Below are 24,780 nucleotides of genomic sequence, written 5' to 3'. Positions count from 1 at the left end.
AGTTCACCGCCATGCGTCCGCCGGTCAGATTTTATTCCCCTAACGGGCTGAACTTTTGTTGAACGAGGGGTAGTTGACCAGCCGGGCGTCCTACCCTTCAGAGGGTGAAGCAATTGATGTCCCTAGAGTCCCAGGCCGGCCTCCCGGGGGATGTGCTCCCCGGCGTGCTGAGCGAGTCCCTGCACGCCGAACTCGTCGCCTTCCGACGCGACTTGCACATGCACCCGGAGCTGGGCAACCAGGAGTTCCGCACGACCGCCGCGATCAAGGAGCGGCTGGAGCAGGCCGGGCTCAAGCCCCGTGTCCTGAGCACGGGCACGGGACTCGTCTGTGACATCGGTCTCGCGGAGGGTGAGCACCCGTCCGTACCCCTGCTGGCCCTGCGCGCCGACATCGACGCCCTGCCCATCCCGGACACGAAGAGCGACTGCCCGTACCGGTCCACCGTGCCCGACCGGGCGCACGCGTGCGGTCACGACGTGCACACCTCCGTCGTCCTCGGCGCCGGGCTGGTCCTCGCCGACCTGCACGCCAAGGGCCTGCTGCCCCGGCCGGTGCGGCTGCTCTTCCAGCCCGCCGAGGAGGTGCTGCCCGGCGGCGCCCTGGGCGCCATCGAGGACGGCGCGCTGACCGGCGTAGGCCGCCTCCTCGCCGTGCACTGCGACCCCAAGGTGGAGGCCGGGAAGGTCGGGCTGCGGCACGGGCCGATCACCAGCGCCTGCGACCGTCTGGAGATCGCGCTCGACGGCCCCGGCGGGCACACCGCCCGCCCGCACCTGACCACCGACCTGGTCACCGCCGCCGCCCGGGTCGCTGTCGACGTCCCCGCGCTGATCGCCCGCCGGGTCGACACCCGCGTCGGTCTCGCCCTCACCTGGGGCCGCATCGAGTCCGGCCACGCCCCGAACGTGATCCCGCAGCACGCGGAGCTGTCCGGGACCGTGCGCTGCCTGGACCTGGAGGCCTGGCGGCAGGCCCCCGACATCGTGCACGCGGCGATCGACGAGGTCGCCACCCTGCACCGGGCCAAGTCCGAGATCACCTATGTGCGCGGGGTGCCGCCGGTCGTCAACGACCGGGAGTCGACCGAGCTGCTGCGCCGGGCCATGGTCGCCCGGCGCGGCATGAAGTCCGTGGAGAGCACCGAGCAGAGCCTCGGCGGCGAGGACTTCTCCTGGTACCTGGAGCACGTCCCGGGCGCCATGGCCCGGCTCGGGGTGCGCCGGCCTGGCGAGCGCACGGTACGCGATCTCCACCAGGGCGATTTCGACGCCGACGAGCACGCGATCACGGTGGGTGTCGAGATGTTCACCGCCGCCGCGTTCCTGGACGCCGACGGCTCGCAGAGCTGAGCGGGCGGCCCCCTGTGAGCCCTCCACGGGCCTGCCGGGGGCCGCTTCCCCGCCCGGCGCAACACGGATGCAAGCCAATCGTGCACTGTCCGCAACAATGGCGTGAGAGGACCAAGACGCCGTGTTCAGGCAGTGTTTGCCTCGAATCGATAACGGCTTCCCGAGAGGGTTTTTTGCGACATCTACGCGCGTTACGATGCCGCGAAGCCGACGCCGCCGGGGCGTCTCGGCCGGAGCACCGACACGGTGCTCACATCAAGCGCCGCCAAGGCGCTCAGGTCAGGTGAAGGAGCCTTCCCGTGCGCCGGGTAGCCAAGCTTTCCGCTGCGTGTATCGCCTCCGCAGCACTCGCACTGACTGCCACTGCCTGTGGCAGCACCTCCTCCGACAACGACTCCGGCTCGCCCGCCTCGGGTGACGGCAAGGGCGTCAAGATCGGTCTCGCCTTCGACGTCGGCGGCCGTGGCGACCGCTCGTTCAACGACTCCGCCGCGCGCGGTGCCGACAAGGCGAAGAAGGAGTTCGGCGGCGACATCAAGGAGCTGACCGCGAAGACCTCGGACACCGAGGCCGACCGCGAGCAGCGCCTGTCGGACCTGGCCGACGCGGGCTACAACCCCATCATCGGTGTGGGCTACGCCTACGCCGCCTCGATGACCAAGGTCGCCGCGAAGTACCCGAAGACCACCTTCGGCATCGTCGACTCGGTGGTCAACGGCAAGAACGTCGACAGCATCACCTTCACCGAGGAGCAGGGCTCCTACCTGGCCGGTGTCGCCGCCGCGCTGAAGACCAAGACCAAGCACGTCGGCTTCATCGGCGGTGTCGACGTCCCGCTCATCAAGAAGTTCGAGGCGGGTTACGTCCAGGGCGTCAAGGACACCAACCCGAAGATCAAGGTCGACACGCAGTACCTGTCCCATGGCTCGGACACCTCCGGCTTCGCCAGCCCCGACAAGGGCAAGGAGGCCGCGCAGGGCATGCTCGACAACGGCGCGGACGTCATCTACTCGGCGGCCGGCTCCTCCGGCAACGGCGCCATCGAGGCCGTGGCCGGCAAGAAGGGCGCCTGGGCCATCGGCGTGGACTCGGACCAGTACAGCATCCCGGGTCTGGCCAAGTACAAGAACTCGATCCTGACCTCGGTCGTCAAGAACGTCGACGTCGGTGTCTACGACCTGGTCAAGTCCGTCCACGACGGCAAGCCGCTGACCGGCACCAACACCTACTCGCTCGCCAAGGACGGTGTCTCGCTGTCCACCAGCGGTGGCTTCATCGACGACATCAAGGCCAAGCTGGACGCGGCGCAGAAGAAGATCGTCGACGGCTCGATCAAGGTCAAGACCACCCCGTGACCTGACGGGTCCCGTCGGACCCCGGCTCGGCGGGGGCGCCCCTGGGAGCTCCCCCGCCGAGCCATAACAATGTGTCAACTCTACGCGTGTAGCACGGAGTTGCCGCGCTAGCGTCGCCGACGCCTGCCCCCTCCCCGCAGCCCCTTTCCCCGAGGAGAGTGCGCCATCAACGCGTCCAGCCCTCCCGCTGCCGTCGAACTGCGCGGCATCACCAAGCGTTTCCCCGGCGTCGTCGCCAACCGCGACATCGACATCACGGTCCGTACGGGCACCGTCCACGCCCTGTGCGGCGAGAACGGCGCCGGCAAGTCCACCCTGATGAAGATCCTCTACGGCATGCAGCAGCCGGACGAGGGCACCATCACCGTGGGTGGCGAACAGGTCGTCTTCCACAACCCCGGCGATGCCATCGCCCGCGGCATCGGCATGGTGCACCAGCACTTCATGCTCGCCGACAACCTCACCGTCCTGGAGAACGTCGTCCTCGGCGCGGAGAAGCTGCACGGCATCGGGGGCAAGGCACGCGCCCGGATCAAGGAGATCTCCGACGCCTACGGCCTGGGCGTCCGGCCCGACGCCCTGGTCGAGGAACTCGGCGTCGCCGACCGCCAGCGCGTGGAGATCCTCAAGGTCCTCTACCGCGGCGCCAAGACCCTCATCCTGGACGAGCCCACCGCCGTCCTCGTGCCGCAGGAGGTCGACGCCCTCTTCGACAACCTGCGCGAACTCAAGGCCGAGGGCCTCACCGTCATCTTCATCTCGCACAAGCTGGGCGAGGTGCTCTCCGTCGCCGACGAGATCACCGTCATCCGGCGCGGCACCACCGTCGGCACCGTCGACCCGCGCGGCACCACCCCCAAGCAGCTCGCCGAGCTGATGGTCGGCAGCGAGCTGCCCACCCCGGAGACCCAGGAGTCCACGGTCACCGACGTCCCGATGCTCACGGTGGACGGCCTGCACCTCGCGCAGACCGACCTCGACGGCATCGAGCGGATCATCCTGGACGAGATCTCCTTCACCATCCACAAGGGCGAGGTCCTCGGCATCGCCGGCGTGGAGGGCAACGGCCAGTCCGAACTGGTCGAGGCGATCATGGGCATGCGCCGGCCCGACGCCGGCGCCGTCACCCTCGACGGCACCGACATCTCCCAGGCCCCGACCCGCGACCGCCGCGAGTCCGGCATCGGCTACATCCCCGAGGACCGCCACCGCCACGGCCTGCTGCTGGAAGCGCCGCTGTGGGAGAACCGCATCCTCGGCCACGTCACCGAGAAGCCCAACTCGCGCGGCGGACTGCTCGACCTCAAGGCCGCCCGCGTCGACACCCAGCGCATCGTCGAGTCCTACGACGTCCGCACCCCCGGCATCGACGTCACCGCCGCCTCCCTGTCCGGCGGCAACCAGCAGAAGCTGATCGTCGGCCGGGAGATGAGCCACAGCCCCAAGCTGCTCATCGCCGCCCACCCCACCCGCGGTGTGGACGTCGGCGCGCAGGCGGCCATCTGGGACCACATCCGCGAGGCCCGCCGCGAGGGCCTGGCCGTGCTGCTGATCTCCGCGGACCTGGACGAGCTCATCGGGCTCTCCGACACCCTGCGGGTGATGTACCGCGGCCGTCTGGTCGCCGACGCCGACCCCGCCACGATCACCCCCGAAGAGCTGGGCTCCGCCATGACGGGTGCGGCCACCGGCCACCTGGAGCACACAGAGGACGACGCGCGATGAACAAGCTGACCTCACGGATCGACAAGGAGCGGCTGCTCCTCGGCGTCGCCGCGCCCCTGCTGGCGGTCGTCGCCGCGCTCGTCGTCACCACCCTGGTGATCCTCGCGACCGGCAAGAACCCCGGTGACGCCTTCAGCGACATGGTGACCTACGGCTTCGCCAGCGACAGCCAGGTCTACATCCTGAACAAGGCGACCACGTACTACCTCGCGGGTGTCGCGGTGGCCATCGGCTTCCGCATGAACCTGTTCAACATCGGTGTCGACGGCCAGTACCGGCTCGCCGCGTTCATAGCCGCCGTCCTCGGCGGGGCGCTCACCGTGCCCGGCTGGATCGCCATCCCGCTGATCATCCTCTGCGCCATGGCGACCGGCGCCCTGTGGGCGGCCATCGCCGGCGTCCTCAAGGTGACCCGGGGCGTCAGCGAGGTCATCGCGACCATCATGCTGAACTCGATCGCCACCGCGGTCATCGCCTACCTGCTCCAGCCCGGCAAGCTCGGCCAGCTGGACCAGGCCGGCACCCTCGTCTCCACCAAGCCGCTGCCGTCGTCCTCGTACTTCTTCAGCTTCGACACCGGCCCGGCCGGTGAGCTGTGGGGCTTCATCGTGATCGCCGTGCTCGTCGGCGTCGCGTACTGGTTCGTGCTCGGCCGCACCCGGTTCGGCTTCGACCTGCGCACCGTCGGCCAGTCCGAGACCGCCGCCGCCGCGAGCGGCGTCGGGGTGAAGAAGATGGTGGCCACCAGCATGATCATCTCGGGTGCGGTGGCCGGTCTGATCGGCATGCCGACCCTGCTGAACGACAGCCACCAGTTCAGCAACGACTTCCCGGCCGGCATCGGCTTCACCGGCATCGCCATCGCCCTGCTCGGCCGCAACCACCCGATCGGCATCGCGCTCGGCGCGCTGCTCTGGGGCTTCCTGGAGCGCACCACCAACCACCTGGAGTTCCAGGGCTACGACAAGGAAATCCTCGGCGTCATCCAGGGCGTCATCGTGCTGTGCGTCGTCATCGCCTACGAGGTCGTACGCCGCTACGGCCTGAAGCGCCAGCAGCAGCGCGTCGGCGCCGAACTCGCCGCCCAGGCCGCCGCCCCGACGAAGAAGCAGGAGGTGGCGTGATGACTGCCACGATGACCGACGCGCCGCCGCCGGCGGCTCCCAAGGCGGCGGGCGCGCCGCAGCGCTCCGGCCGCTCCCTCGGCCTGACCCTCATGATCGTCGCGGGCGCCCTGCTGCTCCTGGCCGCCGTCCGCGTGATCACCGGCGCCAACCAGCTCGACTCCGCGGGCCAGGTCGGCGCCGCCCTCGGCCTCGCCGTACCGATCGGCCTCGCCGGACTCGCCGGCCTGTGGTCGGAGCGGGCCGGCGTGGTCAACATCGGCCTGGAAGGCATGATGATCCTCGGCACCTTCGGCGCCGGCTGGATCGGCTGGCAGTCCAGCCCCTGGCTCGGCCTGCTGTGCGGCATCGCCTTCGGTGTCCTCGGCGGCCTGGTGCACGCCGTCGCCACCGTCACCTTCGGCGTCGACCACATCGTCTCCGGTGTCGCCGTCAACCTGCTCGCGCTCGGCGCCACCCAGTACCTGGCCAAGCTGTTCTTCGCCGACGGCAAGGCCGCCGAGGCGGGCGGCAACCCCAAGCAGTCCCCGCCCGCGGACACGCTGCCCGACGTCACCGTCCCCGGCCTCTCGGACGGCCTCGCGTCGATCGAGAAGCACCACTGGTTCCTGGTCTCCGACCTCGCCGGCATCATCGGCGGTCTGATCACCAACCTGTCCGTGGTGACGATCATCGCCGTGCTGCTGTTCGTCGGCAGCTGGTGGCTGCTGTGGCGCACCCCGTTCGGGCTGCGGCTGCGCTCCTGCGGTGAGAACCCGATCGCCGCCGAGTCCCTCGGTGTCAACGTCTACCAGTACAAGTACGCGGCCGTGGCCGTCTCCGGCGGCCTCGCCGGCCTCGGCGGCGCCTTCCTCGCGCTGGTCACCTCGCACACCTACCTGGAGGGCCAGACCGGAGGCCGCGGCTACATCGGTCTCGCCGCCATGATCTTCGGCAACTGGCGCCCCGGCGGCCTCGCCATGGGCGCGGGCCTGTTCGGCTACTCCGACGCGCTCCAGCTCCGCAACGGCGGCGTGACCGTCCACGCCCTGCTCCTGCTGCTGGTCGTCCTGCTCGCGCTGCTGGCCGGCTGGAAGCTCTACAAGAAGGCCCTGGTGCAGGGCGTGGTCAGCGCCGTCATGGCCGCGCTGGTCCTCGTCTGGTACCTGCTCACCGACGAGGTCCCCAGCGACTTCGTCGGCGCCACCCCGTACGTCGTCACGCTGCTGGTGCTGTCGCTGTCCGCGCAGCGCCTGCGGATGCCGAAGGCGGACGGCATGCGCTACCGGAAGGGACAGGGCAAGTGACCGGGCGAGCCGCCGACTTCGACTGGGACGCCCTGCGCGCCGAGGCGCGCGAGGCCATGACCCACGCCTACGCCCCCTACTCCGGCTACCCGGTCGGCGTGGCGGCCCTGGTCGACGACGGCCGCACGGTCACCGGCTGCAACGTCGAGAACGCCTCCTACGGCCTCGGCCTGTGCGCCGAGTGCGGCCTGGTCTCCCAGCTCCAGCGCACGGGCGGTGGCCGGCTGACGCACTTCACGTGCGTCGACGGCACCGGCGCCCTGCTGGTCCCGTGCGGTCGCTGCCGCCAGCTGCTCTACGAGTTCGGCGGCCCGGACCTGCTGCTGGACACCCCGGCGGGCATCCTCCCGCTCTCCGAGATGCTGCCCCAGGCCTTCGGCCCGGACCATCTCACCCAGTAATGCCGTACGGCCCCCCTGCCCCGCTCGCAGGGGGGCCGCACACTTCGCACCTCCCGGAAGGAACCACCCCCGCCATGGCCATGGACGCCATCTCCGTCATCCGCACCAAGCGGGACCGCGGTGAGCTGACCGACGAGCAGATCGACTGGGTCATCGACGCGTACACCCGGGGCGAGGTCGCCGACGAGCAGATGTCCGCGCTCGCCATGGCGATCCTGCTGAACGGCATGAACCGCCGCGAGATCGCCCGCTGGACCGCGGCCATGATCGCCTCCGGCGAGCGCATGGACTTCTCCTCGCTGTCCCGCCCGACGGCCGACAAGCACTCCACGGGCGGCGTCGGCGACAAGATCACCCTCCCGCTGGCCCCGCTCGTCGCCGCCTGCGGCGCGGCCGTCCCGCAGCTCTCCGGCCGGGGCCTCGGCCACACCGGCGGCACCCTGGACAAGCTGGAGTCGATCCCCGGCTGGCGCGCGCTGCTCTCCAACGAGGAGATGCTGAACGTCCTGGACACCACGGGCGCGGTGATCTGCGCGGCGGGCGACGGCCTGGCCCCCGCCGACAAGAAGCTCTACGCCCTGCGCGACGTCACCGGCACGGTCGAGGCGATCCCCCTGATCGCCTCCTCGATCATGTCGAAGAAGATCGCCGAGGGCACCGGCTCCCTGGTGCTGGACGTGAAGGTGGGCACCGGCGCCTTCATGAAGACGATCGAGGACGCCCGCGAGCTGGCCTCCACGATGGTCGGCCTCGGCACCGACCACGGCGTGAAGACGGTCGCGCTGCTGACGGACATGTCCACCCCGCTCGGCCTCACGGCGGGCAACGCCCTGGAGGTCCGCGAATCGGTCGAGGTCCTGGCGGGCGGCGGCCCCGCGGACGTCGTGGAACTGACCATCGCCCTGGCCCGCGAGATGCTCGACGCGGCGGGCATCAAGGACGCCGACCCCGCGAAGGCCCTCGCCGACGGCTCGGCGATGGACGTCTGGCGCCGGATGATCGCGGCGCAGGGCGGCGACCCGGACGCGCCGCTGCCCACCGCGAAGGAGCAGCACGTCGTCAAGGCCCCGGCCTCCGGCGTCCTGACCCGCCTCGACGCGTACGACATCGGCGTCGGCGCCTGGCGCCTGGGCGCCGGCCGGGCCCGCAAGGAGGACCCGGTGCAGGCGGGCGCGGGCATCGAGCTGCACGCCAAGCCGGGCGACACGGTGACCGAGGGCCAGCCCCTGCTGACCCTGCACACCGACACCCCGGAGCGCTTCGAGTACGCGCTCCAGGCGGTTGAGGGCTCCTACGACATCGCGGCCCCGGGTACGGCCTTCCAGGCCACGCCGGTGGTGCGGGAACGCATCGCCTGACCTGCGCCCGCGGCCGTAGGCCGTTGCTGTCACGCCCCTTTCGGGTGAACGGGACCGGTGGGCCTCCACCGGTCCCGATCACCATGCTGGGATCGGTGACGCACCGATAGGAGACGGCCATGAGCGCACTCACCGTCAGCCAGGACTCCGACCAGAACTGGGACGACCTCGTCCGGTACTGGGAGGAGATGGAATGGCCCGAGGGCAGCAAGGTGGAGATCATCGAGGGGATCATCACCGTGTCACCTGCTCCCGCGTTTCGTCACCACGTGATCGCGGCCCGCATCCAGCGTCGCCTCTACTCCGTGGTCCCCGAAGAGTGGGGGATCTTCCAGACACTGGCCATCGCCGTGCCGTCACGACTGGGCATGCTCATCCCTGACCTGGTGGTTGCGCCGGTGCCGGAGCATCCCGAGTCGGACTCCCACCTCCCCGCCGTCCTCGCCGAACTCGTCGTCGAGGTCACTTCCAAGTCCAACGCCGGCCACGATCGCGTCAGCAAGCCCGCCGCCTACGCCACCGCCGGTATCCCGCTGTACCTCCTGATCGACCGCTGGGCCCCCGGAGGCCCCACCGCGACGCTCTACGGCGAGCCGAAGGGCGACGGCTACCGGGTCCTCAAGGCGGTCAAGTTCGGCGACCTGATCGAGCTGCCGGAGCCGTTCGGCCTCACCATCGACACCGGCGAGTTCCCGGTCGACTGACCGGCGTCACCCCGACACCGCCGCCCCCCGCCGCCCCGACCGGCATCGCGGCACGCCACCGCCCCCGATGAGTTCCGCCCGCCCCGCCGGTCTACCGCACGTGGATGCCGAGACCCCCGCCGTGCTGGTGCTGCCCGGGCCCGTCCGTCGGGACGATGTGCCGGGGCTGTGTGCCGATGTGCGGGCGCTGCTGGAGGCCGGCGGGACCGGGGTGGTCGTGTGCGACGTAGGCGGGCTCGGACCGCCGGGACTGGCGGCCGTCGACCTGCTGGCCCGGCTGGAGCTGACCGCCCGCCGGGCCGGCGGGCGGATACGGCTGCGGGACCCCGACCCCGCGCTAGGCGCCCTTCTCGACCTCGTCGGACTCCGCCTCCAGGTGGAGGGGCAGATCGAAGAGCGGGAACCAGCGCTGGGTGTCGAGGAAGCAGTGGAATCCGGTGATCCGGCCGTCTGAGATCTCCAGCACCTGCACCGCCCACGGGCTGAACCCGCCGTTCTCCGGGTCCGGCTTGTAGTGCGCGAAGCCCGGCAGGCCGTTGGCCCGGACCGGCAGCAGCCGGGAACCGGCGCAGGAGGCGCCCAGGGTGGTCATGAAACCGGTGATGTCCGCCGTGCCGCGCAGCCACAGGTCGAACGGCGGCATCGTCATGATGGCGTCCTCGTGCAGCAGCGCCGTCAGCGCCGTCATGTCATAGCCCTCGAACGCCTTGACGTAACGCTCCAGCAGCTTCTGCTGCTCCTCGTCCAGCGGATCGGACACCGCCCCCTCGGCACCCGCGTCCCCGCGCTCCGCGAGCGTGGCCCGCGCCCGCTGCAAGGCGCTGTTCACCGAGGCGACCGTGGTGTCCAGCAGTTCGGCCACCTCGCTCGCCCTCCAGGCCAGCACCTCGCGCAGGATCAGCACCGCCCGCTGCTTGGGCGGCAGCTGCTGGAGGGCCGCCATGAAGGCGAGCCGGATCGACTCCTTGGCGACCGCCGCCTCCGCCGGGTCCTGCACGGCCGGGAGCACGCGCGCGTCCGGCATCGGCTCCAGCCAGGTGTTGTCCGGGCGCGGGGAGAGCGCCGCCCGCGCGAGCGGGGTCGCCTCCGACAGGTCCATCGGCCGGGCCCGCTTGCTGCCCGCCGCCAGCATGTCCAGGCACACGTTCGTCGCGATCCGGTACAGCCACGAGCGCAGGCTGGACCGGCCCTCGAACTTGTCGTAGCTCCGCCAGGCCCGCACCAGGGTGTCCTGCACCGCGTCCTCGGCCTCGAAGGAGGAACCGAGCATCCGGTAGCAGTACCCGGTCAGCTCGGTCCGGTGCTTCTCCAGTGCGACGTCCAGGTCCGCCGTCGCCGTGCTGTTGCCCATCGTCCACCCACCCCTGTGGCCGTCCCTGTAGCGCGCCGTCGCGCCCCAGCACTTGGGAAGCTACCGCAGCCCACTGACAATGGCCCCCGGAGTGGGGAAAGGCCCAGCTCGTAATGGTCGCCCGGGGAAGCCGGGCGGGGTGCGCCGGGTCAGTGCGCGCCCACCGGCTCCCGCCGGGCCGCCACCCGGGCCGCCCGCGAGCCGAGCACGGTGATCGTGACGACGCCGAGGACCGCGAGGAGACCGACGCCGACCGTGCCCGACCAGCCGTTCGCGTGGAAGGCCAGCGCGCCGACCGTACTGCCGACGCTGGAGCCGATGTAGTACGCGGACTGGTACAGCGCCGACGCCTGGGCCCGGCCGTGCGTGGCCGTCTTGCTGACCGCCGAGGAGGCCACCGCGTGCCCGGCGAAGAAGCCCGCCGTGATCAGCACCAGGCCCGCCAGCACCAGCACCAGGGAGGCGGTCAGGGACAGCAGCAGCCCCGCCGCCGTCGTACCGCCCGCGAGATACAGCGCGCCCCGGCGGCCGAGGCGGCCCACCAGCCGGCCCGCGGCCGAGGCGGAGACCGCACCCACCAGGTAGACCAGGAAGATCGAGCCCACGATGCCCTGCGGCAGCCCGAACGGCGCCGCCGTCAGCCGGTAGCCGATGACCGTGTACACACCGCCGAAGACCGTCATGAACAGCGCGCCGATCGCGTACAGGCGGCGCAGCAGCGGGTCGGAGAGGTGGTCGCGGACGGTGCCGAGCAGCACCCGCGGGCGCAGCGAACCCGCCGTGAAGTGCCTCGGGGCCGGCAGCAGCAGCCGGAACGCCACCGCGCACGCCACCGCGAGCGCGCCGATCACCCCGACCGACACCCGCCAGCCCCACTCCTGCGCGACCCAGCCGGTGATCACCCGGCCGCTCATGCCGCCCACGCTGTTGCCCGCCACGAACAGCCCGATCGCCGTGACCAGTGCCTTCGGCCGCACCTCCTCCGCCAGGTACGCCTGCGCCGAGGCCGGCAGTCCGGCCAGCGCGGCGCCCTGCACCGCCCGCAGCACCACCAGCGCGCCGAGCGACGGCGCGAAGGGCACGAGCATGCCGACCGTGACGGCCACGGCCAGCGAGGCGGTCATCACCGTACGGCGCCCGAACCGCTCCGACAGCGCGCTCATCGGCAGCACGAACAGCGCCAGGCCACCGGTCGCCGCGGCCACGGTCCAGCTCGCCTCGCTCGCCGCGACCCCGAACTCCCCGGAGATCAGCGGCAGCAGGGCCTGGGTGGAGTAGAGGAGGGCGAAGGTCGCGACTCCGGCGAGGAACAGGGCGAGGCTCATCCGGCGGTAGCCGGGGCCGCCCGGGGTCAGCCGGGAGTCGGAGTCGGAGTCGGAGGCACGGACGGGCGGAACGGCGTCCACGCTGGCGGACGCCCCGGTACTGGCGGGAGACATGCTTCGACCGTAGACACGGCCCCACTCATGCGTCCAATGCATGGAATCGCCATAATCGTTCCCATGGTGCATCAGCAGAGCTCACAGACGCGACTGTCACCGTCCAGTGACACAGAAGACATGGCGCTGTTGCTCGCGCCCCGTCTCGCGTACTTCGCCGGCGTGGCCCGCACCGAGCACGTCACCCGGGCCGCGCAGGAGCTGAACGTCCCCCAGTCCACCCTGTCGCGGGCGATGGTCCGCCTGGAGCGGGACCTGGGTGTCGACCTGTTCGCCCGCCACGGCCGCACGGTCTCCCTGACCACCGCCGGCCGTACCTTCCTCGCCTCCGTCGAGCGGGCCCTCGCCGAGATCGGGCGCGCCGCCGAGGAGGTCCGCGCGGACGCCGACCCGGCCACCGGCAAGGTCGCCTTCGGCTTCCTGCACACCATGGGCGCCGAGACGGTACCCGGTCTGCTGCACGCCTTCCGCGCCGACCACCCGCGCGTGCGCTTCAGCCTCGTCCAGAACTACGGCGAGGCCATGCTGGAGGGGCTCCGCGCCGGCGCACTCGACCTCTGCCTCACCTCGCCCGTCCCCGACGCCCCCGACCTGGTCGCCCGCCGCCTGGACGAGCAGAAACTGCGCCTGGTCGTCCCCGCGGACCACCGGCTGGCGGCTCGCCGCCGCATCCGCCTGGCAGAAGCGGCCGAGGAAACCTTCGTCACCCTGGAACCGGGCTACGGCCTGCGCCGCATCACGGACGACCTCTGCCGCGAGGCCGGCTTCAAGCCCCGCATCGCCTTCGAGGGCGAGGAGGCGGAGACGCTGCGCGGCCTGGTGGCGGCGGGCCTCGGGGTCGCCCTTCTGCCGCCCCCGACCGTCCCGCGCCCGGGTGTGGTGGAACTGACGGTCACGGCCCCCAGGGCGGTCCGCGAGATCGGCGTGGCCTGGCTGGCCGACCGCCCCGACACCCCGCCGGTGGCGGCCTTCAAGAAGTTCCTCCTCTCCAGGAGGGGCACCTTGCTGCCGGCCTGAGGGACGCCCCGCCCTACCGTTTCCAGGACCTGCCGAACCCCGCGGCCAACGGCATCCGCAAGCCGATCGGCGGCGGCGCCGCCAACGCGTCCTCCACGGGGCGCGACACGGTGTGTCCGAACAACGCGCCCAGCACGAAATCCACCGCCAGACAGAGCACTTCGTCCCGGTGCCCGTGCAACCCGTGCCCGTCGGAGTGCACTTCGAACCGGCACACCTCCCGGTTCACCTTCTTCGCCCGCGCCGCGAACCGGAACGACAGCTCGGGATCGGTCCGTTCGTCGTTCGTGCCGTGGGCGATCAGCACCCGCCGCCCGACGAGCTGCTTCACCGGCTCGGCCGGCGCGGCGACGTCCTCCTCCGGCAGCCAGGGGGCCAGCGCCACCACGGAGTTGACCGCCTCGTGTCCGCCGGCCCGCAGCGCCGCGCGTCCGCCCATGTCCACGCCCACCAGGCACACGGGAACGTCCCCGTACCGCCGTACGACCTCGTCGGCGGCCCACTCGGCATCGGCCGCCAGATGGGCCTCGCTGCCGTTCCAGCCGCGGTAGCGGTACCGCACGGGATGGACGGCCAGCCCCTCGCCCCGGCCCGCGCGGGCGAGCGCGCGGCCCAGGGAGCGGACGAGGGTCATCGCCCGGACAGGGGACGGCCGGCGCACGGAGACCTCCTCCCCGCCGGGGAGCAGCAGCACCGCTCCGCTCACCGACGTCGGCTCCGCGCCGACTGCCTTCCCCAGCCCGGCCGTTCGGACCGGCGTCGCTTGCTGTCCCATGGCAGAACAGTGTCAGAAGGCGCGGTGTACTAAACCCGTGCGCCCGGTCACCGTTGCGTATCGACGGAAAGGTGCCGGGAAATTGTCGTCACGCACCGGGTGCTCTACGCGCGTAGGAGTTAGAGTGCGGAAATGACGAGCCAGACCGCACCGACCGGGAACGCCCCCACCGCGGACCAGATCCGCCGGGCGCCCAAGGTACTGCTGCACGATCATCTCGACGGCGGGCTCCGCCCGGGCACCGTCGTAGACCTCGCCCGGGAGACCGGGTACGCCGACCTTCCCGAGACCGACCCGGACAAGCTGGGCATCTGGTTCCAGGAGGCCGCCGACTCCGGCTCGCTGGAACGGTACCTGGAGACCTTCCGGCACACCGTCGGCGTGCTCCAGACCAAGGAGGCCCTGGTCCGGGTCGCCCGCGAGTGCGCCGAGGACCTCGCCGAGGACGGGGTCGTCTACGCCGAGGTGCGGTACGCGCCCGAGCAGCACCTCGACCGCGGGCTGTCCCTGGAAGAGGTCGTCGAAGCCGTCAACGAGGGGTTCCGGCAGGGCGAGCGGCTCGCCCGCGAGAACGGCCACCGCATCCGGGTGGGCGCCCTGCTCACCGCCATGCGGCACGCCGCCCGCTCCCTGGAGATCGCCGAACTCGCCAACCGGTACCGGGACGCGGGCGTGGTCGGCTTCGACATCGCCGGCGCCGAGGCCGGCTACCCGCCCACCCGGCACCTGGACGCCTTCGAATACCTCAAGCGCGAGAACAACCACTTCACCATCCACGCCGGCGAGGCCTTCGGACTGCCGTCCATCTGGCAGGCGCTCCAGTGGTGCGGCGCCGACCGGCTCGGACACGGAGTGCGGATCATCGACGACATCGAGGTCCGCGAGGACGGCTCGGTGAAGCTGGGTCGGCTCGCCTCCTACGTGCGGGACAAGCGGATCCCGCTGGAGCTGTGCCCCAGCTCCAACCTCCAGACCGGGGCCGCGCCCTCCTACGCCGAGCACCCCATCGGGCTGCTGCGCCGGCTGCACTTCCGGGCCACCGTGAACACCGACAACCGGCTGATGTCCCACACCACGATGAGCCAGGAATTCGAGCACCTCGTCGAGGCGTTCGGTTACACGCTCGACGATATCCAGTGGTTCTCCGTCAATGCGATGAAATCAGCGTTCATTCCTTTCGATGAACGACTCGCGATGATCAATGACGTCATCAAGCCCGGATATGCCGAGCTCAAATCCGAATGGCTGTTCCGCCAGACCGCGTCCACCAGCGGTTCTGGCGGTTCTGAGGCGTAGCGGCCGGGTCCTTGCCGGAGCGGAATGCGGGCGCACTTTCACAAGGCGTCCGCATTTCGGTGTTTGCGGCGGGTGGCCGGGGATGTTTACGGTCGTGGACCGCTCAGATCGTTTGTGATCTCCCGTCTCCGCATGCAAGGACGCATTCACCATGAAGCAGTCTGCTGCCAAGACCCTCGGTGTCGCCGCCCTCGGCGCCGCTTTCGCCGCCGTCGGTGCGGGCGCGGCCGACGCGGCCCCGGCCGGCCCGGACGCCGGCCGGACGCTGAACACCGTCACCAAGATGCTGCCGCCCGAGCAGGTCATCGAGGCGCTGCCGGACAGCGGTGCCGTGAAGACGGTGAAGCCCGTGGCCAAGACGGGTGTCGCCGCGGCCCTGCCGGCCGTCGGCAAGGGCGCGGCCACCGCGCAGCCCGTCGTCGAGAGCGTCCTCGCCGAGGGGCCGACCAAGCCGGTCGCCGGTCTGCTCGGCGGACTGCCGTTGCGGGGTCTGCCCACGCACGGCGTGCCGATCAACGGGCTCCCGGTCGGCTGAACCCGGCTTCCGTCCGACCCGCGCGGGGCGCACCGGCAGGTCCGGACGCGCCCCTGTGGCGTGCCCGCGCCCGTGTCCGCGCCGGTGCCCCGGCTCACCAGGCGGTGCGGGCCTTGTCCTCGGACGGCAGCAGCAGCCACAGCGCTATGTAGAGCAGGAACTGCGGGCCCGGCAGCAGGCAGGACACCAGGAAGATCACCCGCATCGTCGTGGCCGAGGTGCCGAAGCGGCGGGCCAGTCCGGCGCAGACTCCGCCGATCACGCGGCCGTGGGTGGGGCGGGAAAGGGCGGTCATGTCGGCTCCTCCGTGGTCGTCGGCTCGCTCACGAGCCGGTGGCGGGCCCCGGTCCGGGACCCTTCAACTGCCTTCAACGGTACGGAGACGAAGGGGACGAAGCATCACTCTAAGGGGCGATACCGACCCTGGGAATCGTCGGGGTACGGCCCTGAGACAGCTCCTCCTGGACGGAGACCGCCGGTTCGGGAGCGCCGGGTTCCCGCGCGTCCCGGCGCCGCAGCCAGGCGCGGGCCGCCGGTACGACGGCCAGGTGGGCGAGGACGACGCCCCCCGTGTTCAGCAGCAGCGAGTCCACGTCCACGACCCTGCCCGGCACGCCGGTCTGCACCAGGGCGATGCCGAGGGAGAGGAGGGCACCGGCCGCGGCCGTACGGATCAGGGACGCGACCGGGGAGACGGTGAGCCTGCCGTGCGCCATCGGCAGCAGCACGCCCAGCGGGGCGAGCAGCGCCAGTCCCTCGCCGAGGGGTCTGACCGCCCGCGGCCAGCCCAGCGCCAGGTCGGCCCGGATGCCGGCCAGCGGGCGCAGGTTCGGGGGCATCACCCAGGGGACGTCCAGGGGGCGCAGCATCAGCCAGGCGACGAGGGCGAGATGTGCGACGAGGAGGACACCTCCCGTCACACGGATGCGGATCGCGGCGCTGCCGCCGATGGAGCCTTGACGCTGCACGACCCCCTAGACGCGGGGGCGGGCCCGATTGGTTCCGCCGTGGAAACGTTTTGCCTCGTGCGGCGCGCGGCGGCTGGACGGCGGGGCACTCCTGCGGGCCTGGGGTTGGCCCGCTCACCCGCACCGCCGCAGGGGAGCGCCCGAAGGGGCGCGGGGAACTGCGCGAGCGGCCCCCACGGACCCGCAGCCGGGCGACGGCCGGGCCCCCCACGGCGGTTACCCGCGACACCGCCCCCACCCGACGCAGCCGTCACACCGCCCCTCGCCAAAGGCAACCCCAACACCCCGCGCGCAGCCGCGCAGCCGCAGGGGAGCGCCCGAAGGGGCGCGGGGAACTGCGCGAGCGGCCCCCACGGACCCGCAGCCGGGCGACGGCCGGGCCCCCTACGGCGGCTACCCGCGACACCGCCCCCACCCGACGCAGCCGTCACACCGCCCCTCGCCCAAGGCAACCCCACGCCCCCCGCCGGAGGCGAACGGCACCCGACCCCCCGCGCAAGCCCAGCGCAGCGCTACGCGTCCGGTACCCCGCTCGACGGTGGCTGTGTGGTGCCCGGGTGGTCGCGGACCTCGTCCGTGCAGGCGTAGCGGCGCAGGGGGTCAGGGGCGGGGCCGGCCAGGATGACCGAGCCGTCGTCCTCCGTCGCCGCCGAGTCGGACAGGGTGCACACCAACTGCGCCAGGGCGTAGGAGGTGAGCCGCGACGGCGCCGTGCCCAGCCGGAGCGTGTCCTCGGGGTCCTTCGGGCCGGGCCCGCTCACCCGGAGGCCGCCCGGCACGTACGTCGTATAGCCCGCGGACCGCTCCGCCGCGGACGGTGACGTGGCCAGCTGGTCCAGCAGTCCCTGCGCCACGATCACCCGCCGCTGGGCGTCCGGGGTGCCCTCCGGGACCCGCACGGTCCGGTCGACGGCCACCAGGGACGCCCCGCACAGCAGGAACACCTGCACCGGCACCCCGCGCGCGGACTGCGCGGACGCGTCGGGCCCGGCCAGCGAGCACGGCACCCGGGACGGCGCCGGCCCGAAGTCGGTCGGCACCTCCGTGGCCCGGATGCCGCAGCCGGTGAGCAGCACGCCCAGGAGGGGCAGCGCCAGCAGGCGTCGTACGGTCATGACCCCTCCTTCCCCGAGCTGTCGTGGCCGGCCTCGCCGCCCTTGGTGTCCCCGCCGTCCTCCTCGGTCAGCCGGGAGGCGTCCCGTGGCAGCCGGAGCGTGAACACCGCGCCGCCGTCCGGGGAGTTGGCCGCGGTGATCCCGCCGCCGTGGATGTGGGCGTTCTCCAGGGCGATGGACAGGCCGAGCCCGCTGCCCTCGGAGCGCGGCCGGGAGGCGCTCGCCTTGTAGAAGCGGTCGAAGACGTGCGGGAGGACGTCCTCCGGGATGCCGGGCCCGTGGTCGCGGACCTGGATCTCGACCGAGTCGTCCGCCTCCCGGACCGACACCCGTACCGGCGACCCGCCGTGCTTGAGCGCGTTGCCGATCAGGTTGGCGAGGATGACGTCGAGGCGGCGCGGGTCGAGCTGGGCGTGGATGCCGCGCTCGGCGTCCAGCTCGACCGCGTCCAGCCAGGCGCGGGCGTCGATGCACGCGGTGATCTGGTCGGCGATGTCGACGTCGTCCAGGACCAGCCGGGCGGTGCCGGCGTCGAAGCGGGTGACCTCCATCAGGTTCTCGACGAGGTCGTTCAGCCGCCGGGTCTCGCTGACCACCAGCCGGACGGCGGGCTCGATCATCGGGTCCATGCTGCCGGTCTCCGCCTCCAGCTCCTCCTCCAGCACCTCGGTGACGGCGGTGATGGCGGTGAGCGGCGTGCGCAGCTCATGGCTCATGTCGGCCACGAACCGGCGCGAGGCCTCGTCCCGCGCGGCCATCTCCGCGACCCGCTGCTCCAGCGCCTCGGCCGCGTTGTTGAACGTCCGGGACAGATCGGCGAGTTCGTCGGTGCCGGACACCCGCAACCGGGTGTCCAGCCTGCCCTCGCCGAGCCGTCGCGCGGCCACGCCCAGCCGGTGCACGGGCTTCAGCACGGTCGTGGCGGCGGCCTGCGCGAGCAGCGCGGCGCCGATCAGCGCGAGCCCGGTGGCGATGCCCAGCGACCAGGCCAGCGAGTTGAGGTCCTTCGCCTCGGGCTCCAGGGACTTCGCCATGTAGCCGGTCGGACCGCCGCCGATCACGCGCGTGCCGGCCACCAGGTAGGGCGTGCCGTGGTCCACGATCCGCTGCCAGTACAGGTGGTACGGATCCTTGTTGGAGTCGGTGACGCTCTGCCGCCTGGTCACGGCGGCCCGCAGCGACCGGGGCACGTCCTCCAGCGAGAAGCCGTTGATGCCGCCCGAGTTGCCGTAGACGGTCTTGCCGTCGGCGTCCTGGGCGACCAAGAGCACGCTGAAGTGCTGGCTGCTGGCGGCCATCTGGCCGGCCGCGCGCTGCACCTGGTCCTGTGTCGGGTGTTCCGGCAGCGCGCCCGCGCGGTTCTGCATCTCCTGCCGGAAGTCGCGCAGCACCGCGTCCTGGGCGCGGGTGAGCACGGCCTCCCGGTTCAGCCAGTAGGCGATGCCGGACGCGGACACGGCGGCCGTGAGGGCCACCAGCCCGAAGACGACGACCAGGCGCAGCCTGAGGCTGGTGAACCTGAGCCGCGACAGACTTCCCCCGCGCCCCGCGGCCCAGCCGCGCAACCCCCCTTGCGTATCGGTCACTGAGGGGCGTCCAGGCGGTAGCCGACACCACGGACGGTACGGATGAGCGTCGGCGAGGACGGCACGTCCTCCACCTTCGCGCGCAGCCGCTGCACACACGCGTCGACCAGGCGGGAGTCACCGAGGTAGTCGTGCTCCCACACCAGCCGCAGCAGTTGCTGCCGGGACAGCGCCTGACCGGGCCGCCGGCTCAGCTCCAGCAGCAGCCGCAGCTCGGTCGGGGTGAGCTGGAGGTCCTCGCCGTTCTTCGTGACGGTCATCGCCGACCGGTCGATGACGAGGTTGCCGAAGGTCGCCGAGTCGCTGGACTCGCGCTCCCCGCGCCGCAGCACGGCCCGGATCCGGGCGTCCAGCACCCGCCCCTGCACCGGCTTGACGACATAGTCGTCGGCGCCGGACTCCAGCCCGACCACGACGTCGATGTCGTCGCTGCGCGCGGTCAGCAGGATGATCGGCAGCTGGTCCGTGCGCCGGATGCGCCGGCACACCTCGAACCCGTCGATGCCGGGCAGCATCACGTCCAGCACGACGAGGTCCGGCCGCTGCTCGCGCAGCAGCTTCAGACCGTCCTCGCCGCTGGCAGCGGTGGCCACCCGGTGTCCCTGGCGCGTCAGGGAGAGCTCCAGGGCCGTACGGATGGCGTCGTCGTCCTCGATCAGCAACAGGGAAGGCACGGGCTCATTCTGGCCCATGGAGGGGTCACCGTACGACCTGCCGGGACCAGGCCATCCGCAACGCCACCGGCTGTGCGCGGTGTGTGACCTGCCCGGGCGGGACCCCTGTGACAGGTCTGTGACAGTCGGCAGACATGGCCATGAAGTCACCCCGGCAGTCTTTTGGGCACGGGCAAGGCCGCCGGCCGGAACCAGCCCGGGCAAGACGGAGTCACCGGAAGTCCACGACGGGGAGCGCGAGATGAACACGCTGCACAGCATCAGCACCAGCGCAGTGGTCACGCGTCTGCACGACGTGCACCGGGGATCGGAGAAGTCCGGTGCCGTGAGCGGGCGGGGGTGCGCTCGCGGCACCGGGCGTCAGCACACCGCGTACATGGCGGTGGTTGACACACGGGGGGAAGCTCACGGGGGAGCCGCGTACGGGGAGGACCCGGGGGAGCGTCGTTCGCTGACCGAGGCGGAGTTCACCGCCTACGTCCAGGAGCGCCGCGCCTCCCTGTACGCCACCGCCTACCACCTGACCGGCGACCGCTTCGAGGCCGAGGACCTGTTGCAGAGCGCGCTGTTCTCGACCTACCGGGCGTGGGACCGGATCAGCGACAAGGCCGCGGTCGGCGGATACCTCCGCCGCACCATGACCAACCTGCACATCAGCGCCTGGCGGCGCCGCAAGCTCAACGAGTACCCGACCGAGGAACTGCCGGAGACGCCCTCCGACACGGACGCGATGCGCGGCACCGAGCTGCGCGCGGTCCTGTGGCAGGCGCTGGCCCGGTTGCCCGAACTCCAGCGCACCATGCTGGTTCTGCGCTACTACGAGGGCCGCACGGACCCGGAGATCGCGGAGATCCTCGGCATCAGTGTCGGCACGGTGAAGTCCAGCATCTGGCGCTCGCTGCGCCGGCTGCGCGAGGACGAGGTCCTCAGCTTCGGCCGTGACGAGGAGGACGCCTTCGGCGAGCTGGTCGCCTGAGGTCCGGGGGGACGACGGGGGAAAGCGGGGGCCACTGGGGGGTGGACCTTCGGGGGAACACGGGGGAACACGGGGGAAACGGGGGAGCGAAGGGAACGGGGCTGGTGGGCCGGGGGTCCTGCCGGCCCCGTTCCCTTCGTGCGCAGGGGGCGGTACGGGCGTTACGCCGCCGTCCGCTGCCGTACCTGCCGGCCCGCCGCCGCTGCCGCGAGCCGGCCCAGTGCCTCGTCCCGGTCGCAGGGGTGCGCGCCGAGCGACACCTGGCGGGCGACGATCGACCGCTCCGCGCGCATGAGCCGCCAGCCGCGGCGCAGCAGGAACGGCACCGACTTGCGGCCCTCCTTCAGATCGCGCAGGAAGCGGCGCCGGAAGGTGGTGGCCGGGCCCCGGGACAGGCACAGCGCGTCCGCGAGCAGGCCCAGTTCCCGGCAGCGCTCGACGATCTCGGCGGCGAAGATGCCCTCCGCGATGAACAGCGGGGTACGGCCGATGTGGAGCGTCTCCTCGCCGGTACGGGCGCTCAGCGAGATGTCGTACACCGGCACCGGCGTCGATCCCGTGGCGCACAGCCGGGCGATGGCCTCGACCGCGACGTCCGCGTCCCACGACCCCGGGTGATCCCAGTCGATGTCCGAACTCCCCTCCACCAGCGGCAGAGTCGGATCGTCACCCTCCTTGTAGAAGTCGTCCAGGCGCAGCACAGGGAGCCCGGAACGGGCGGCGACGAGTGACTTGCCCGAGCCCGAGGGGCCGCTCAGCAGCACGACACGGGCGGGATACGGGGGATGAATGCTCACGGAACACCAGTTTGACGCATGGGGGGCGCCCTGCCGACCCCGCGGGTCGGCTTTTGAGCGTGAGTCTCGCCTCAACTACCCTACGTGTCGACATCCTTACCCTGCGCACCAGAAGGTGGCACCAGCGATGGCCCGACACACCTCCCCCCAGCACTCCACTGCGCAGCGCGCCCTGATCGTCCTCGCGACCGCCGGAGCGGCCCTGTGCGCGGGGGCGGCGACGGCGTCCGCCGACTCGATCCCCGGCGTGGGCCTCAACTACCGCCCCGTGAACCTCGGCAACGTCGATCCCCAGGCGGGCGCGCGCGCCCTGACCGGCACGGTGGGTTACGTCACCGGCCCGGTCGCCGGTCTCAAGCCCAACCCGCTCGCGGGCACGGGCGTGGACCCGCTCGACAACGGCGTGGGCACCCAGCTGGCCGACTTCAAGCCGGTGGGCTCCCAGACGCTGACGCGCCCGCTGGCGCAGGCGCCGTCACTCGGCAGCGTTCCGGTGCTCGGCCAGGTCCTGGGAGCCCTGGGCCGCTGAGAGCGCCCCCGAAGGGGCGCGGGGCGGGGTCCGGCACGCGGCTCCGCCGCGCGGGCGCGACCGGCCACGGCAAAGCCCGCGGCCGACGGTTCCCCGCCCGGACCCCGTCAGTAGGAGGAACCGGCCGCGCCCAACGCCCCCGTCGGGTGCCACACCGTCTTGGTCTCCAGGAACGCCGTCATCCGCTCGGTCCCCGGCGTCTCGAAGTAATCCACAGCCTGTGGACGGAGCACCCGCTTCAGATTGTCGGCCGCCGCGATCTCCAGTTCCTTCGCCAGGCCCTCGTCCGCGCCCGCGAGGTCGATCGCGTTGACGTCCTGGTGCGCGGCCAGCGGCGCCGCGATCTCCGCCGTACGGCCGGACAGGACGTTGACGACACCGCCCGGGACGTCGGAGGTGGCCAGCACCTCGCCCAGGGACAGGGCCGGCAGCGGGGCCTTCTCGGAGGCGATCACGACCGCCGTGTTGCCGGTGGCGATCACCGGGGCCACGACCGACACCAGGCCGAGGAAGGACGACTCCTGCGGGGCCAGGACGGCGACCACGCCGGTCGGCTCCGGGGAGGAGAGGTTGAAGTACGGGCCCGCGACCGGGTTGGCGCCGCCGATCACCTGGGCGATCTTGTCGGTCCAGCCCGCGTACCAGACCCAGCGGTCGACCGTCGCGTCCACGACGGCCGCCGCCTTCGACTTCGACAGGCCCTCCGCGTCCGCGACCTCCCGGACGAACTGCTCCTTGCGGCCCTCCAGCATCTCGGCGACGCGGTAGAGGACCTGGCCGCGGTTGTAGGCGGTCGCGCCGGACCAGCCGCCGAACGCCTTGCGCGCGGCGACCACCGCGTCACGGGCGTCCTTGCGGGAGGACAGCGGAGCGTTGGCCAGCCAGTTGCCCTTCGAGTCCTGCACCTCGTACACCCGGCCGCTCTCGGAACGCGGGAACTTCCCGCCGACGTACAGCTTGTAGGTCTTGAACACACTGAGTCGGTCAGACATCGAGGTACGCCTCCAGGCCGTGACGACCGCCCTCGCGGCCGAAGCCCGACTCCTTGTAGCCGCCGAACGGCGAGGTCGGGTCGAACTTGTTGAACGTGTTGGACCAGACGACGCCGGCGCGCAGCTTGTTCGCGACGGCCAGGATCCGCGAGCCCTTCTCGGTCCAGATGCCGGCCGAGAGGCCGTACTGGGTGTTGTTGGCCTTGGCGACGGCCTCGTCGGGCGTACGGAAGGTGAGGACCGACAGCACCGGGCCGAAGATCTCGTCGCGGGCGATGGTGTGCGCCTGGGTGACGTTCGTGAACAGCGTCGGGGCGAACCAGTAACCGGCGGAGGGGAGTTCACAGGCCGGCGACCAGCGCTCGGCGCCCTCCGCCTCGCCCTGCTCGGCCAGCGCGGTGATCCGGGCGAGCTGCTCGGCGGAGTTGATCGCGCCGATGTCGGTGTTCTTGTCCAGCGGGTCGCCGAGGCGGAGCGTGGACAGGCGGCGCTTGAGGGAGTCCAGCAGTTCGTCCTGGATCGACTCCTGGACCAGCAGGCGGGAGCCCGCGCAGCAGACCTGGCCCTGGTTGAAGAAGATGCCGGTGACGATGCCCTCGACGGCTTGGTCGATCGGCGCGTCGTCGAAGACGATGTTCGCGCCCTTGCCGCCCAGTTCGAGGGTGAGCTTCTTGCGGGTGCCGGCGACCGTGCGGGCGATCTCCTTGCCGACGGCCGTGGAGCCGGTGAAGGCGACCTTGTCCACGTCGGGGTGCGCGACCAGCGCGGCGCCGGTGTCGCCGTAGCCCGGGAGGATGTTGACGACACCCTTGGGCAGGCCCGCCTGGCGGCAGATGTCCGCGAAGAACAGGGCGGACAGCGGGGTCGTCTCGGCGGGCTTCAGGACGACCGTGTTGCCGGTCGCGAGGGCCGGGGCGATCTTCCACGCCAGCATCAGCAGCGGGAAGTTCCACGGGATGACCTGGCCGGCCACGCCCAGCGGCTTCGGGTCCGGGCCGAAGCCGGCGTGGCCGAGCTTGTCGGCCCAGCCCGCGTAGTAGAAGAAGTGCGCGGCGACCAGCGGGAGGTCCGCGTCGCGGGTCTCCTTGATCGGCTTGCCGTTGTCCAGCGTCTCCAGGACCGCCAGCTCACGGCTGCGCTCCTGGATGATCCGGGCGATGCGGAACAGGTACTTGGCGCGCTCGGAGCCGGGCAGCGCGGACCACTTCTCGAACGCCTTGCGGGCGGCCTTGACGGCACGGTCGACGTCCTCGGAACCGGCCTGGGCGACCTCGGCGAGGACCTCCTCCGTCGACGGCGAGACGGTCTTGAAGACCTTGCCGTCGGCCGCCTCGGTGAACTCGCCGTCGATGAACAGGCCGTACGAGGGCGCGATGTCGACGATCGCGCGGGACTCGGGGGCGGGTGCGTACTCGAATGCCATGG

25 protein-coding genes are annotated in these 24,780 nt (G+C 71.7%); 14 read left to right on the top strand and 11 right to left on the bottom strand.

Annotated elements, in window-relative coordinates:
• The first annotated feature begins 116 nt into the window (after window positions 1–116).
• From AQJ11_RS11120 to AQJ11_RS45605, 9 genes are all read left to right on the top strand, one after another.
• Entirely contained in the window at window positions 117–1,352 is a 1,236-nt protein-coding gene (locus AQJ11_RS11120; protein WP_175252244.1) for an amidohydrolase, read from the top strand.
• Between the two features lie 299 nt (window positions 1,353–1,651).
• Window positions 1,652–2,707 carry a BMP family lipoprotein gene (locus AQJ11_RS11115; RefSeq protein WP_014674565.1) on the top strand — a complete coding sequence of 352 codons (1,056 nt, stop codon included), beginning with the start codon at window positions 1,652–1,654 and terminating at the stop codon, window positions 2,705–2,707.
• A 165-nt stretch (window positions 2,708–2,872) separates the two neighbouring features.
• A complete protein-coding gene (locus AQJ11_RS11110; RefSeq protein WP_237281150.1) occupies window positions 2,873–4,432 on the top strand; it encodes an ABC transporter ATP-binding protein in 1,560 nt (519 codons plus the stop codon).
• Window positions 4,429–5,556 (top strand): ABC transporter permease, encoded by a 1,128-nt coding sequence (locus AQJ11_RS11105; RefSeq protein WP_058081670.1) that lies wholly within the window; start codon window positions 4,429–4,431, stop codon window positions 5,554–5,556. Before AQJ11_RS11110 ends, AQJ11_RS11105 begins: the two co-directional genes overlap by 4 nt.
• Complete coding sequence (locus tag AQJ11_RS11100) at window positions 5,556–6,842, top strand: ABC transporter permease (protein ID WP_041665460.1); 1,287 nt, start codon at window positions 5,556–5,558, stop codon at window positions 6,840–6,842. The genes AQJ11_RS11105 and AQJ11_RS11100 overlap by 1 nt, the downstream gene beginning before the upstream one ends.
• On the top strand, window positions 6,839–7,243 hold the full coding sequence (locus tag AQJ11_RS11095) for a cytidine deaminase (RefSeq protein ID WP_014674569.1): 405 nt from the start codon (window positions 6,839–6,841) through the stop codon (window positions 7,241–7,243). Before AQJ11_RS11100 ends, AQJ11_RS11095 begins: the two co-directional genes overlap by 4 nt.
• An 80-nt stretch (window positions 7,244–7,323) precedes the next feature.
• A complete protein-coding gene (locus AQJ11_RS11090) occupies window positions 7,324–8,601 on the top strand; it encodes a thymidine phosphorylase (RefSeq protein ID WP_208616491.1) in 1,278 nt (425 codons plus the stop codon).
• 119 nt (window positions 8,602–8,720) lie between these two features.
• The gene (locus AQJ11_RS11085; RefSeq protein ID WP_059262923.1) at window positions 8,721–9,305 is read left to right on the top strand and encodes a Uma2 family endonuclease; all 585 of its coding nucleotides are present in this window, start codon (window positions 8,721–8,723) and stop codon (window positions 9,303–9,305) included.
• 67 nt (window positions 9,306–9,372) lie between these two features.
• Window positions 9,373–9,759, top strand: coding sequence for an STAS domain-containing protein (locus tag AQJ11_RS45605; protein WP_148282089.1), 387 nt, complete (start codon window positions 9,373–9,375; stop codon window positions 9,757–9,759).
• On the opposite strand, the gene AQJ11_RS11080 is transcribed toward AQJ11_RS45605, so the two are convergent.
• Entirely contained in the window at window positions 9,643–10,656 is a 1,014-nt protein-coding gene (locus tag AQJ11_RS11080) for a sigma-70 family RNA polymerase sigma factor (protein WP_014674572.1), read from the bottom strand. The genes AQJ11_RS45605 and AQJ11_RS11080 overlap by 117 nt on opposite strands.
• A gap of 149 nt (window positions 10,657–10,805) precedes the next feature.
• Window positions 10,806–12,095 (bottom strand): MFS transporter, encoded by a 1,290-nt coding sequence (locus AQJ11_RS11075; RefSeq protein ID WP_208616478.1) that lies wholly within the window; start codon window positions 12,093–12,095, stop codon window positions 10,806–10,808.
• 63 nt (window positions 12,096–12,158) lie between these two features.
• On the opposite strand from AQJ11_RS11075, the gene AQJ11_RS11070 reads away from it, so the two are divergent.
• The gene (locus AQJ11_RS11070) at window positions 12,159–13,112 is read left to right on the top strand and encodes a LysR family transcriptional regulator (protein WP_041665461.1); all 954 of its coding nucleotides are present in this window, start codon (window positions 12,159–12,161) and stop codon (window positions 13,110–13,112) included.
• Between the two features lie 13 nt (window positions 13,113–13,125).
• Here the strand turns inward: AQJ11_RS11070 and AQJ11_RS11065 are convergent, their stop codons facing one another.
• Entirely contained in the window at window positions 13,126–13,887 is a 762-nt protein-coding gene (locus AQJ11_RS11065) for an alpha/beta hydrolase (protein ID WP_041665463.1), read from the bottom strand.
• Window positions 13,888–14,019: 132 nt separating this feature from the next.
• Between AQJ11_RS11065 and AQJ11_RS11060 the strand changes: the two genes are divergently transcribed.
• Together AQJ11_RS11060 and AQJ11_RS11055 are read left to right on the top strand one after the other, a co-directional pair.
• Complete coding sequence (locus tag AQJ11_RS11060; protein WP_014674576.1) at window positions 14,020–15,183, top strand: adenosine deaminase; 1,164 nt, start codon at window positions 14,020–14,022, stop codon at window positions 15,181–15,183.
• Window positions 15,184–15,334: 151 nt separating this feature from the next.
• Window positions 15,335–15,718 carry a hypothetical protein gene (locus AQJ11_RS11055; RefSeq protein ID WP_014674577.1) on the top strand — a complete coding sequence of 128 codons (384 nt, stop codon included), beginning with the start codon at window positions 15,335–15,337 and terminating at the stop codon, window positions 15,716–15,718.
• A gap of 94 nt (window positions 15,719–15,812) precedes the next feature.
• Here the strand turns inward: AQJ11_RS11055 and AQJ11_RS11050 are convergent, their stop codons facing one another.
• The 5 genes from AQJ11_RS11050 to afsQ1 form a co-directional block, all read right to left on the bottom strand.
• Window positions 15,813–16,013, bottom strand: a complete 201-nt coding sequence (locus tag AQJ11_RS11050) for a PspC domain-containing protein (protein ID WP_014674578.1) — start codon at window positions 16,011–16,013, stop codon at window positions 15,813–15,815.
• A 109-nt stretch (window positions 16,014–16,122) separates the two neighbouring features.
• The gene (locus AQJ11_RS11045) at window positions 16,123–16,686 is read right to left on the bottom strand and encodes a VanZ family protein (RefSeq protein ID WP_014674579.1); all 564 of its coding nucleotides are present in this window, start codon (window positions 16,684–16,686) and stop codon (window positions 16,123–16,125) included.
• A gap of 512 nt (window positions 16,687–17,198) precedes the next feature.
• A complete protein-coding gene (locus AQJ11_RS11040; protein WP_014674580.1) occupies window positions 17,199–17,801 on the bottom strand; it encodes a hypothetical protein in 603 nt (200 codons plus the stop codon).
• Window positions 17,798–19,387 (bottom strand): sensor histidine kinase, encoded by a 1,590-nt coding sequence (locus AQJ11_RS11035; RefSeq protein WP_208616477.1) that lies wholly within the window; start codon window positions 19,385–19,387, stop codon window positions 17,798–17,800. The genes AQJ11_RS11040 and AQJ11_RS11035 overlap by 4 nt, the downstream gene beginning before the upstream one ends.
• The gene (afsQ1, locus tag AQJ11_RS11030) at window positions 19,384–20,061 is read right to left on the bottom strand and encodes a two-component system response regulator AfsQ1 (RefSeq protein ID WP_015493330.1); all 678 of its coding nucleotides are present in this window, start codon (window positions 20,059–20,061) and stop codon (window positions 19,384–19,386) included. Before afsQ1 ends, AQJ11_RS11035 begins: the two co-directional genes overlap by 4 nt.
• A 241-nt stretch (window positions 20,062–20,302) precedes the next feature.
• Between afsQ1 and AQJ11_RS11025 the strand changes: the two genes are divergently transcribed.
• Window positions 20,303–21,037 (top strand): SigE family RNA polymerase sigma factor, encoded by a 735-nt coding sequence (locus AQJ11_RS11025; protein WP_014674583.1) that lies wholly within the window; start codon window positions 20,303–20,305, stop codon window positions 21,035–21,037.
• Between the two features lie 161 nt (window positions 21,038–21,198).
• Here the strand turns inward: AQJ11_RS11025 and AQJ11_RS11020 are convergent, their stop codons facing one another.
• On the bottom strand, window positions 21,199–21,801 hold the full coding sequence (locus AQJ11_RS11020; RefSeq protein WP_058081680.1) for a uridine kinase family protein: 603 nt from the start codon (window positions 21,799–21,801) through the stop codon (window positions 21,199–21,201).
• A gap of 160 nt (window positions 21,802–21,961) precedes the next feature.
• On the opposite strand from AQJ11_RS11020, the gene AQJ11_RS11015 reads away from it, so the two are divergent.
• Complete coding sequence (locus AQJ11_RS11015) at window positions 21,962–22,363, top strand: hypothetical protein (protein ID WP_014674585.1); 402 nt, start codon at window positions 21,962–21,964, stop codon at window positions 22,361–22,363.
• Window positions 22,364–22,470: 107 nt separating this feature from the next.
• On the opposite strand, the gene AQJ11_RS11010 is transcribed toward AQJ11_RS11015, so the two are convergent.
• Complete coding sequence (locus AQJ11_RS11010) at window positions 22,471–23,355, bottom strand: aldehyde dehydrogenase family protein (RefSeq protein WP_041665464.1); 885 nt, start codon at window positions 23,353–23,355, stop codon at window positions 22,471–22,473.
• On the bottom strand, window positions 23,348–24,778 hold the full coding sequence (locus tag AQJ11_RS11005; RefSeq protein WP_014674587.1) for an aldehyde dehydrogenase family protein: 1,431 nt from the start codon (window positions 24,776–24,778) through the stop codon (window positions 23,348–23,350). Before AQJ11_RS11005 ends, AQJ11_RS11010 begins: the two co-directional genes overlap by 8 nt.
• Window positions 24,779–24,780: the final 2 nt, after the last annotated feature.

The sequence above is a fragment of the Streptomyces corchorusii genome (assembly GCF_001514055.1).
In the GTDB taxonomy this organism is placed as follows: domain Bacteria; phylum Actinomycetota; class Actinomycetes; order Streptomycetales; family Streptomycetaceae; genus Streptomyces; species Streptomyces olivaceoviridis.
Note: the sequence above shows the minus strand (reverse complement) of the source record. Positions and strands in the feature narration are given on the sequence as shown.